This window comes from Aerococcus sp. L_32, from assembly GCF_050689315.1.
Genome location: NZ_JBOEQF010000569.1, coordinates 1 through 1,128, shown reverse-complemented (window position 1 = coordinate 1,128; position 1,128 = coordinate 1). Strand labels below are relative to the sequence as shown.

The window sequence follows — 1,128 nt, the reverse complement described above, 5'->3', positions numbered from 1 at the left end:
GGTGAAGTGAATCGTCTTCTTCTGTTATAATTGTATCATAGATTTTAAATTGTTCATTGCGATTTTTGAACGATTTGTTTGACGGAGGAGGTTAACATGAACAGACCTATCGGATTCTTAGATTCTGGTGTAGGTGGCTTAACGGTAGTGAAAGAAGCTATGCGACAATTGCCCAATGAATCGATTATCTATATTGGTGACAATGCACGTTGTCCTTATGGGCCAAGAAGTGTAGAAGAAATAGCGACTTTTACTAATCAAATGGTCGATTTTCTTTTAACCAAAGATATTAAATTATTGGTCATTGCCTGTAATACAGCGACTGCGGTTGCCTTAGATGAAATTAAACAGCGGGTGTCTATTCCAGTTATTGGGGTGATTCAACCGGGTGCAAGAGCAGCCAATAAATACACAAAAAATGGCAAAATTGGTGTTTTAGGTACTGAAGGGACCATTAAAAGTGGCATGTACCTTGAAAATTTACTACAAAAAAATAAAGACTTGAATATGACTTCATTAGCTTGTCCAGCCCTTGTCCCACTGGTAGAAAGCCAACAATATGCCACACCTTTAGCCAAAAAGGTGATAGCGGAAACTTTAGCACCAATTAAAAATAAGGGGTTGGATACTGTTATTCTAGGTTGTACCCACTATCCTTTACTAAGAGATACCATTCAAAAAACTTTGGGACATACGGTCAAACTTGTTGATTCTGGCCAAGAAACCATTTCAGACGTATCCATCCTTTTGGATTACAACGACATTGCCAAATTGTCGGATGATCCATCACCAAGAGTGACTGAATTTTACACCACTGGCTCACCAGAACTATTTAAGGAGATTGCGGACGACTGGTTGGATCAACCAATTGAAGTAGACCGTGTCACTATCGAAACACTTGAAGCAATTCAAAAACAGATGAAAGAAGGCTAACATTTATATGAAGCAAGTAATGATCGCTACAGCCAACCAAGGTAAAGCCAAGGAATTCAAGCAATTATTTGATAAATACGGAATTGAAGTTAAAACCTTGCTAGATTTTCCTGACTATCCAGATATTCCAGAAACTGGGACTACTTTCATTGAAAATGCGACGATTAAAGCCACAACAGCCGCGAAAGACTTGCA

At 38.6% G+C, this 1,128-nt stretch carries 2 protein-coding genes; both read left to right on the top strand.

Going from position 1 to position 1,128, the window contains the following annotated elements; genetic code table 11:
* Positions 1–96 precede the first annotated feature (96 nt).
* Positions 97–933, top strand: coding sequence for a glutamate racemase (gene racE / locus ACRCJ0_RS14830; RefSeq protein WP_059134082.1), 837 nt, complete (start codon positions 97–99; stop codon positions 931–933).
* Between the two features lie 7 nt (positions 934–940).
* On the top strand, positions 941–1,128 hold a 188-nt coding region (locus ACRCJ0_RS14825; RefSeq protein WP_431390974.1), incomplete at its 3' end, for a non-canonical purine NTP pyrophosphatase.